12 protein-coding genes and 1 pseudogene are annotated in these 9,282 nt (G+C 59.5%); 4 read left to right on the forward strand and 9 right to left on the reverse strand.

Annotated features, from left to right (window positions below; translation table 11 throughout):
• Window positions 1–391 (forward strand): annotated as a pseudogene (locus AC1DT2_RS10320) (hypothetical protein); the annotation flags it as partial.
• A 25-nt stretch (window positions 392–416) separates the two neighbouring features.
• Here AC1DT2_RS10320 and AC1DT2_RS10325 read toward each other — a convergent pair.
• Window positions 417–1,148: a hypothetical protein gene (locus AC1DT2_RS10325; protein WP_477296124.1), complete on the reverse strand. Its 732-nt coding sequence runs from the start codon at window positions 1,146–1,148 to the stop codon at window positions 417–419.
• Window positions 1,149–1,246: 98 nt separating this feature from the next.
• Complete coding sequence (locus AC1DT2_RS10330; protein ID WP_477296125.1) at window positions 1,247–2,236, reverse strand: alpha/beta hydrolase; 990 nt, start codon at window positions 2,234–2,236, stop codon at window positions 1,247–1,249.
• Window positions 2,237–2,449: 213 nt separating this feature from the next.
• On the opposite strand from AC1DT2_RS10330, the gene AC1DT2_RS10335 reads away from it, so the two are divergent.
• Complete coding sequence (locus AC1DT2_RS10335) at window positions 2,450–2,893, forward strand: DUF2628 domain-containing protein (RefSeq protein ID WP_477296126.1); 444 nt, start codon at window positions 2,450–2,452, stop codon at window positions 2,891–2,893.
• 13 nt (window positions 2,894–2,906) lie between these two features.
• Here the strand turns inward: AC1DT2_RS10335 and AC1DT2_RS10340 are convergent, their stop codons facing one another.
• The 5 genes from AC1DT2_RS10340 to AC1DT2_RS10360 all read right to left on the reverse strand — a co-directional run bounded on the left by AC1DT2_RS10340 (window position 2,907) and on the right by AC1DT2_RS10360 (window position 5,892).
• Window positions 2,907–3,491: a methyltransferase family protein gene (locus tag AC1DT2_RS10340; protein ID WP_477296127.1), complete on the reverse strand. Its 585-nt coding sequence runs from the start codon at window positions 3,489–3,491 to the stop codon at window positions 2,907–2,909.
• The gene (locus tag AC1DT2_RS10345; protein ID WP_477296128.1) at window positions 3,488–3,931 is read right to left on the reverse strand and encodes a hypothetical protein; all 444 of its coding nucleotides are present in this window, start codon (window positions 3,929–3,931) and stop codon (window positions 3,488–3,490) included. The genes AC1DT2_RS10340 and AC1DT2_RS10345 overlap by 4 nt, the downstream gene beginning before the upstream one ends.
• Window positions 3,932–4,138: 207 nt before the next feature.
• Window positions 4,139–4,777 carry an outer membrane protein gene (locus AC1DT2_RS10350; protein ID WP_477296129.1) on the reverse strand — a complete coding sequence of 213 codons (639 nt, stop codon included), beginning with the start codon at window positions 4,775–4,777 and terminating at the stop codon, window positions 4,139–4,141.
• Between the two features lie 167 nt (window positions 4,778–4,944).
• Window positions 4,945–5,328: a hypothetical protein gene (locus AC1DT2_RS10355; RefSeq protein ID WP_477296130.1), complete on the reverse strand. Its 384-nt coding sequence runs from the start codon at window positions 5,326–5,328 to the stop codon at window positions 4,945–4,947.
• Window positions 5,329–5,433: 105 nt separating this feature from the next.
• Window positions 5,434–5,892, reverse strand: a complete 459-nt coding sequence (locus tag AC1DT2_RS10360; protein ID WP_477296131.1) for a hypothetical protein — start codon at window positions 5,890–5,892, stop codon at window positions 5,434–5,436.
• A 697-nt stretch (window positions 5,893–6,589) separates the two neighbouring features.
• On the opposite strand from AC1DT2_RS10360, the gene AC1DT2_RS10365 reads away from it, so the two are divergent.
• Window positions 6,590–6,904: a hypothetical protein gene (locus AC1DT2_RS10365; protein ID WP_213947977.1), complete on the forward strand. Its 315-nt coding sequence runs from the start codon at window positions 6,590–6,592 to the stop codon at window positions 6,902–6,904.
• Window positions 6,905–7,193: 289 nt separating this feature from the next.
• Window positions 7,194–7,640 carry a hypothetical protein gene (locus AC1DT2_RS10370; protein ID WP_213947976.1) on the forward strand — a complete coding sequence of 149 codons (447 nt, stop codon included), beginning with the start codon at window positions 7,194–7,196 and terminating at the stop codon, window positions 7,638–7,640.
• A gap of 243 nt (window positions 7,641–7,883) precedes the next feature.
• On the opposite strand, the gene AC1DT2_RS10375 is transcribed toward AC1DT2_RS10370, so the two are convergent.
• Together AC1DT2_RS10375 and AC1DT2_RS10380 are read right to left on the reverse strand one after the other, a co-directional pair.
• Window positions 7,884–8,345 carry a hypothetical protein gene (locus AC1DT2_RS10375; protein ID WP_213947975.1) on the reverse strand — a complete coding sequence of 154 codons (462 nt, stop codon included), beginning with the start codon at window positions 8,343–8,345 and terminating at the stop codon, window positions 7,884–7,886.
• Between the two features lie 400 nt (window positions 8,346–8,745).
• Window positions 8,746–9,282 (reverse strand): DUF2310 family Zn-ribbon-containing protein (locus AC1DT2_RS10380; protein ID WP_477296132.1); only part of this gene is annotated, 537 nt, incomplete at its 5' end.

A 9,282-nucleotide genomic window follows, 5' to 3' on the forward strand; every position in this document is an offset into this window, starting at 1 on the left:
CTCACGCGCATGGACGCCACGCAGCCAGGCGTCCTCTCCGGAGACTCCGCTCATGGGCAACCTCACCCCCGCGTCCGCACGGTTGGCGCCACATCGGCATAGGGCCAACTACACGCCCAGACGCGATCAGCACGTCACCTCGCCGCTCGACGACATACAGCTGAACCGGCGCGCGAACCTTCGTGGCGTCCTTATCGAACTGGACTGGCTGGGTGTTTGCTCATACGAGAACCAGGCCTCGTTTCTCGGACTGGGGAAACGCCAGGTGCTGACCGAGCTGTTACGTGGCGCCGAGATTACGCCATCCATGGCGCGCGATATGGAATGGGCGATGCAGAAGCGCAAGGGCTGGATGGACGACGATCACCGCGGGGAGTCGCTCGCCGACTGAGGACTACCGCGCCGGGTGCACGACGTCAGCTCGCGGGAACCATCTGTCCGACCACCTTGCCTTTCGTGTCGAGCATCTGCAATGACGGCGTACCGTCCGCGGCCACTTTCATCACAATACGCGGATGATCTGCGGTGTCCGCCATGGTCAGCGCCACGCCGTCGTTGCCGTCTTTGCCACCGCGGTTGAGGATCATGCGCGGCGTGGGTCGGCCACGCTCGTTGAAGAACGCTTCCAGCCTTGCGTTTCGTTGTTCCTCGGGTAAGCCCTTTGTCGATTCGAGGAACGTCACGAGTTCCATGATCGAGTAGTCGGGATAGTCGGTGAACTGCAGCGTTGCCGTGCGTTGCTTGCCATGCTGCGCCGAACCGAGTGCTATGGTCTGGTCCTGCTCATAAGCGTCGAACGAAAGGTGCCCGCTCGACTCCTTGATGCCACCGGGCCCCATCTCGCCGCCGAAACTCAGGCCACCATTCTCGGTGCCTTCCGCGTTCATGAAGAGAAACCCAGCATCCTTTCTACCCGCCGGATGAGGGAATTCTTTACCCTTGTAGTAGATGCCCGGGGATCTGCCCGCACTGGTCATCACCATCCGCAAGGTCCCGTCGGGCTCGCGCAGGTTGATGCGTTGGACGTCCAATTGATCGAGTGTCATCGTCCTTGGCGAGACGACAAATCCGCTGGCGACGGTGACGACAAAGACCGCCGTCAGCACGCCCGAGTAAATCATCAAGAAACGCTGGCCCGGTGCTTTCATCGTCCGACTCCCGTTCGAATGAAGTGTGCCCGTGTTTACCGTGGGCAAGGCTGCACTACCGATCGGGCCCGTTTCAAGTGCCGAGGGCTCGCCCCTCTCTATGGCACCGCCGCAGGAAGGACACCAAGCGTCCTCATCCATTGTTCGGCAAGCATGGGCCACCGCGTGATCGGATTCGCCGTGGGTCGAACGCCGAACGCATGGCCACCCTTGGCGTACAAATGCATCTCTGCGGGGATCTTTGCTTGCGACAGTGCCAGGTAGTAAGTCAGCGATTCCCGGATGTCGTCCGTGGCATCGTCTTCTGCCTGGACAATGAACGTCGGTGGCGCGTCAGCGGCAATTTTCACGTCCGGCATCAAGGTCAGGCCCGGAGATGTCCAAAGATGCCCCGGATAAAGTGCGATGGCGAAATCCGGTCGGCTGCTCTGTCGATCGGCGGCATCGATGGGTCGATAGCTGCGCCGGGAATGATTGCTGATATCAGCGACCATGCGGCCACCCGCGGAAGAGCCAAGTACGCCGATCTTGTGCGGATCGATACCCATGGTTGCCGCCTGCTCGCGCAGCAGGCCCATCGCGCGTTGTGCATCCTGCAAGGCCATGGGTACGGAGGGGGCGCGGCGGCAGTTGCATTCATCATTCCAGTACGGGCCGGAGCCGGGCACGCGGTATTTCAGGACAACGCACGTGATGCCCTTGGCCGTAAGCCAGTCGCACACTTCCGTGCCTTCCAGATCGATCGCCAGGACGCGATAACCGCCGCCGGGAAACACGAGTACGGCGGCACCCGTGTTCTTTGCTGTCGGGCGATAGATCGTCATCGTCGGCACGGAAACATGCTCGACCATCGTGATCGGCAGGCCCGCGATTTGCCCTTTCGACGTACCGAAGGCTTCGTCACCGGGCGTGGCGGGCGGTGCGATCTTGAGGCCCTCTGGCCAGAGCGGGGTCTGGATAGCAGGCGCCGGAGGTTGCCACGGTTTGTTTTGCTGGTTGAGAAGGTCCCCGGTACCCGTGGTCTTCGCCCCCGCCGTCGCCGATATCAGTAGTGCGATGGCCAAGCCGATCCATGCTGCCTTGCTCATGTCGTCCCCTGTGCGAATAGCGAATCCAAGAGCCATCACTGTGGCCGTGGCGGCTGGCTTTCTCAGGGCAATGAACCGACAACCTGCGGACGCGTCGACCCTTACCCGTCGAGCACTCCTGACATCAATAATCTGCGAATTCGGCAACTACTTGCGATCTGACCMTTTCCTATTTGAGAATCTGCCCACCTTAGTTCCCACCGGACGGACCCGATGAACGATCCCTACAATTCCTATGGCTCCCAGGTGGCTCCCATGCCCGTCGAGTCGGCGGAGCCCAGGAAACCCTTCGTCGCACCCGATCCCATCGAACGGGCCGACGTGTCCGAGACCTGGAAGCGCCGTTTTCGCACGATCAGGGACGCAGGCGGCCCGGACCTGCCCAACATCAGGGCTCTCCCCTTCGGCGAACGGTTCGCGGTCACGCTCAACCTGCTCGCGTTTCTTTTCGGCCCGATCTACTTCATCGTCAAAGGGATGTACCGCCAGGCACTCGGCTATTTCATGCTGAGCCTGGTCTGCCTGTTCGTCCTCGAAATGATCGGACTGGGTCGTCACTTCCGCGCACTAGGTGCAGGTATCTCGGCCGTCTACTGCTCACGCGCCAATGTCAGCTATTACCGATTGATCATCGATCGCGAATCACGGTGGTTCTGACGGTTCGTGTCGACTAGAGGACGCCGGGAATCAAGGCTTTCGTCCGCGCCCGGTAGGCAGCGTAGGCCTCGCCGAACGTCTCGCCCAGCATCCGCTCTTCCATTCTCAGCTTGCGCCAGAACGAGAGGAAGACGATCAACACGCCGAAGATGACTCGCACGTCACCCTCTTTCAGCGCAGTGCCGATGAAGGCAAGCAGGATGYCGGTATAGATGGGATGCCGAATGTAACGATAGGGGCCGGCCTCGATCAGCACATGATCTTCTTTGATCTGGACAACGCTGCTCCAGTTGCGTCCGAGCAGATACCTGGACCAGCACGCCAGGGCGACTCCCGTCACCACGAACAGCAGCGCGACTGCGAAGACCGGCACCGTATGCGGCACGATCCCCTCGCGAAGCCAGGTGTGGCCAAACCAGTCCCCGGGCCCAAGCAAGCCGAACGCCACGACGAGTGGCAACCAGTAAAGCAATAACCGCGTCAGCCACGGTTCGCCGCGCGCGACGGATTTATTTCCCCACGCGCTGACCAGCCACCACAACAGGAGTATCAGCCACGCGATGTCCATGCCGCGTTTGAGCCAGTCTTCCATGGTCATCGCCGTGTTTCCTTGTCGATGCGTTCGGCCGAGAGCGCAGGGGCGCGGTCGTACAGGATCTTGGCGACAACGATGGCGGCAAGGACGGACGCGCACCCGCCGTACATCTGTATCCATTGATGCAGCAGGAAGGCAGCAAACGCAGCCATCATGCATAGCAGGCAGTACACGGCGGTCAGCACGATAGTGACGGTGCGCCGTCGCTGGGGCGGGGCCACCAGCACGCCGCATGCAATGACCGCCGCGCCGGACAACGCCGCTCCTGCGACCAGGGCCCACGGCATGGTGTAGAGATTCCAATGCGTCCATACGCTGACGCGGAAAAGCAGGCCTACGAGGACGGACGCCAGGACCTTCCCGGCGATCGCCGCCGGTACGAACAACGCCCAGCGAAGCGTGTTCCCTGCTGGCCTCTCCCAGAACCCCTGCTCTACATCCATGAACATCATCTCCCCTGATGGCGCGGGCATTCTGGCTAGCGCTCGGAGGATCCGTCAATGGCCGTAGGTCACATCACCTTCCGTAAGTCATGCGCTGACGAGTCCAAAGCGCCAGCGTGACGAAGAAGAAAAACAACAACGGACTCACGATGGCTTTGATTGCGATGTCATCCACGAATCAGGCACCTGTCGACAAGCGCGGTTCACTCAGAATCGAAATTCCGCAGCCATGCCGTAAGCGTCGAAATTGACGTCTTCCTTGACGCCGAACGCTTCGTACCGGGGAGCGTAGTGGTCGTAGTTGAAGCTGAGGCTGACTTGCGGATTGAAGTCGTAGCCGAAGCCAATGCCTGCGTAATAGTTGGTGTCGTAGTAGCGGTACCGGTCATGGAAGCCATCCGTGGGCAAACCATCGAGCGTGCCCGTCGAATGCACGCGAACGACGTTCCTATAGCGGGCGACACCCGCATGAGCGGTGATGAAGTACCGCCCGGGAAGTTCCCACTTCCCGTTGACGCCCAAGAGCAGGGCTTCGTTCTTCGAACTGACCCGGCTCTGACTCGTCAACGTGTGCGGCCCGACGATGTCGGTAGTCACCAGGGTGTTGTTGTATGTGAAATGAGAGTGGTTGAGGTTCATGTAACCGCCCTCCATTCCCAGATAGAAAGGCGCGTCGACCGTCCACCGGTAACCGCCTAGCACGCCGTACGCGGAACTGCTCTTGACGTTTGAATTGGCGTGTCCAACGTTCGCCTGGACGAAAGCGCCCTGACTGTCCGCGAAGACAGCGCTCGACGTGGAGAGTGCCGCGACGGCAGCGGCGGTGAGTAGCAGAACGTTCTTCATGAAATTCCCTGTTCCAGATCGATACCCGGCCGGCTGACCGGTTGGGCCCCTTGGGGCAGGCGCATTGTAGCTGCGGGACGACATCCGGCCTACCACCCCCTCTGGCGCAAAACAGCTCCTGAGTGTCCACGAAAAGCTGGGCTGTCCAATGCCACCATCGAGCATGGTCATTCCAACTCCATGCGTTCGTCAGGGTCCATAGGCTTGCGAAAGCCAAGAACGACCCGGATCGGCATGTCGCGGTCTTCCTGGCACGACGCAACGAACAGGAAGTGATCGCCGCGTTCCCAAGCGCTCAGTGCGCCAGCAAAGGGGTGAAGCTCCCATACCCACTCCCCGCGCGTTCTATGCGTCAGGTCGGGTGGCCCCAGCTTCGACTCGCAGAGTTCGCGCCAACTGGCGAAGCGAGCCTTGCACTCATCCAGAATGGCAACGAGCAGACCTTCATCGTGCTCGTCGTCTATGCCCGGCATGCGTCGTTCGAATACCACCAGCTCGTCCGAAGGGTCGGCCAGGAAGGCATCGAGTATCTCTGCGTCGTTCCCCATCATGTCTACTTCCTTCCCTGTCATGCGCCGATGGACGCTTGAGGATTTTCAGGCGTTACTGCACAACGCGTCAATGGCCGCCAAGGTGCCGCCACTCCGTTCTATCTATTACATCTTCTCAGACGGGAGCGGAAAGAACATCGGCTTGATCTCGACCGCGAAGGGTTCATGCATGACCCACGTGGGCTCAGCCACCGTCAAACTCGGCAGCAGGAGCTCGTAGGGCACGTAAATGAACCGAGCGAAGCCCGGAGCTTCCAGTTGCACCCGAAGTGCATCCTTCACTGGCGAGTTGTATCGGTCGGGTACGTTGACATCGGCAGCAAGCGCGACACCAATGACTCTCCCCTCCCCAACCGCTGAGATGAATGCACCGGCCAGCAGTTGGTAGATCTCCTGGCTTTTTGGCCTCTCGTCGCCGTCCCACCCCCCGACAGCGGCCACCTCGCCGTCGGGCGAAAGTGTCGCTCCAAACGGGAAGAACTCCCCGGAGTCCTTGAGCATGGTGTGAGCAAAGTCCATGCAGTAGGAAAGAAGCTCGTGTAGTTGATCGGGTGTTGCTGCCATGGATTTACTTCTTCGACTGGATGGCCGTGTTTTCGAGAATCGCCGTGGCACACGCAGCGGTCTTGCCACCAGGGCCGGATGAGCACATAGGCTTAGGACCCTGCACACCGACGGGAGGACGATCGTCAGCCCAGTTCGGCGACGCCGTGGCGCATGCCGAGAGACAGAACGCGAYGCACAAGCAGGCAAGAAAGCGCATGGATGACTCTCCTAAGATCCGGACTTCGACCGCCGCGCCGAAGATATCGAACGTGGCGGATTCCTTGATCCCCAAAGCTTCGCCTCCGGGAAGTCGCAATCATAGTTTGCCTAGCGCAGCTTGAGGCGCTTGCGTCGGCCTTCCGCACTACCCTTTCCAAAACGCTTCTTCTCGGCTTCGATGCGCCCACGGTTTCGTCGCAGCAGCCAGCTCCATCCACCCACAGCGATGGTCGCGAGGATCACGAACGCCACTAGGGCCCCCCAGCCCGTGAGGAACAGAGGTCCCGGGCCCGTCGCGGGCATGGGATGAAGAAGAACGAAAGCCATAGGTGAGATGTCGATTCTCTGACTTTGGTGCCGGAGTGGGCATCCAGAACCTAGATAGTAGGCGGCTTCTAAGACCGAAACCTGCCGGTTACTCCCATAGTTACTCACCTGCTGACTTGCCTAGATGAGCCTAAACTAGGTTCGGGGTCGTCACTGGGGAGGGACGAACATGCACAAGGTGCTTCTTGCGGTCGTCGGATCGCTACTGCTGGCCGGGTGTGCGACAGGCGAAAAGATGCGTCGCCTCGATGCCGGTATGGACCGGCAGACCGTGGAGAAGCAGATGGGGCGTCCCGATGGCTTCAGCGAGCAGGACGGTTATCAGGTGCTCACCTACAAGAATCGCCTAATGAGCGGCTGGTCGTGGGACCTGGCTGACTATCAGGTATTGCTGAAGGACGGACGTGTCGCCCAGTACGGCTCTGGCGTGGTCCGGCAGAACCAGGCGAATACCGGTTTGGTCATCGTGGCCCCCGTCCAGTGAGGGCCCTGATAGTCGCGGCCATATCAATCTTTCTCGCCGGTTGCACCACTGCAACCCATATCTATGACGACCGTGGCGACCCCATCGTAATGGTCCAGTGCGGGTCTGGCTTGTCGTTCTCCATCTGTTACGACAGGGCCGCGAAGGAGTGCCCGAACGGCTACCGAACCGTTTCGGAGGAACCGGGGTTCAACCGAAAGACCCTAAAAGTGGAGTGCAAGCGATGAACAGGCGAATTGCCGCAGTGGGAATTGTGGCTGGGCTAATGACAGGCTGCGCAGGGGCCCCCGTGACCGTCAGAGACAAGATGCCCACCGGCTCCGACGTGGCAGTCGTCATGTTTCGGGACTGCACAATCCAAGGGCAAGAGGACTGCGACGGTTCTGGGCTGAGCGCCGGCTCCGTATTCGCCAGAGTCATCGCCTCCACGGCCGGGAAGAAGGCAGTGCCCTTGGACAGGCCAGTAGGCCCGAAGGATGCCTTATCCGACAGCGATGCAGCCGCCTACGCCAAAGGCAGGGGCTACGCCTACGTGGTCAACGGTGAGGTGCAGGATTACTACCGGGTGGCCCCGTTTACGTTTCGAAGCGAGCGAGCAGGTGTTGCGGTCCGCATCCTGAAGACCTCTGACGGCTCCGTGGTGTCGTTCTTCAACGACCGAGGCACTGCTAACAACCTGAGCAGCCCGGACTCCATCATTGAGAGCATGGCTACGAAGGTTGCCAAGGCGATGTGACCACTGCCGGATGGCGCATTCTGCACCTCACTCCCACCGACGCCCCCCGTATTCAGTAGCGGTCCGATCTTGAGTTCGGAATTAATGTAACTGTTTCGCGTAGGCGACCGCCGCGACTACGAGCGATTTGAAAGCGTTGAAGTCCAATTCTTACCCTCTCGCATGAAGTGAAATAAAAGGGTCCGCTCCGGGTCGGAAGCGGGCATGCGACATCGATGCCTTTACCGACTGAACCGCCTCCGGCTACTGGAGCATGATCGGCGAGTCCACGTGGAACCCAAGGAAGCGCCACTCGCCGTCGATTTGAATCAGCCGAATATTAAAGTCGGCGCGCCCGTTCTCGAACTCGCCGGTTTCTGTATAAGAGGCGCTGATCACCTTGCCGCTACCGGTATTGATCGCCACAAGCGACTGGCCCTTCGGTTCGCTCAAACTCTTCAGAGCGCCGAGCTTGGAGAATTTTTCGAACAGGCGATCAACCTGACTCGGTTCCTTGCCAAGAATTTCAATCAGCTGCGGTGACGCACGCTTCAGAAGCTCATCTTTTGACCAGGTAGCGACGACCGGCTTCACGTTTGCTTCGACATAGGCCTTACTAGACGAGTCGAGGCGAGTGCCTTGGTAAATGCCCATACCCACGAATGCGGCGATGATCAAGACCAGCACCAAAAAGATCCCGCCAAGGATCTGGAAGAACTTCTTCATATTTCCCCTTTATCGGCCAGCAACGTGCGCCGAGCCATGTTGGCTACCCTAGGCTGATAGTGGCTGCTTCGGGTCGAAGCGGACATCACCAGCATCGCAATCTCTGCGAAGCATAGTGAAACCGTTGGTTCAACGGGTGGCGGCTGGTCATAAGGCCACCTAGGAAAGGGCAAGTTCTAACATTGGACCTAGCGGATGGCGGGAACCTGGGGGAACAAAGCAGGGACGGATCGTCGACACGACGATTCCTCCATAGAAGCGCCTGCGGAAGAACCGAGCAGGATGAGCTGAAGGTTTTCCGCGGTGGGGGTGCCCCGCCCCCCCGGAATCCAACCATTTATCGTAACCGAACCTACCAGAACGACGAGAAAGGCCGTCAGCTCATCTTCTACAGAGGTTCTCATATCAGCTTTGGCTCGTTTGTTGGTGTTCCTTCCGGCGTTCGGCCTGGCTCGGCGGAAAGCTCCCATCTGACGTCGAAAGCTATATTCGATAGCAAACGGCAACGATCGCATCTGAAGTCGAATAGGTCGTGAAGTCGTGACGTGAGGCGCCAATCATTTCCGCAGCCAGGGCACCGCCGTTCAAGTTCAGTCTGAAGGCTCTCGCTCTCACCACTGAATAGGTAATAGTAGAAGGGGCGATTGCTGGTGGTGGCGAGTGTCTGGCAGTGCGCCAACCCGATTTTATTCAAGCTACTGTCAATGCTTGAAAGCTCTCGCGTCGCCTCCTGCTCTAGAACGCTGCAATTCATTTGAAGCTGATCGCAGGACTGATAGTCTGATTGCCACGTTACAAGCTCGTGGAACTCCCCACTTGCCATGACTTCCATGTGATACAACGCTATCGGGCCGAAGCAATCCATGCATCGAATCGGTGATTCTAAAGCGGTGTAGCTCGTGAACAGCACATAGGCGCTCGGGCGATGGCACTGACA

This window comes from Luteibacter sp. P4_E6 (assembly GCF_056401535.1).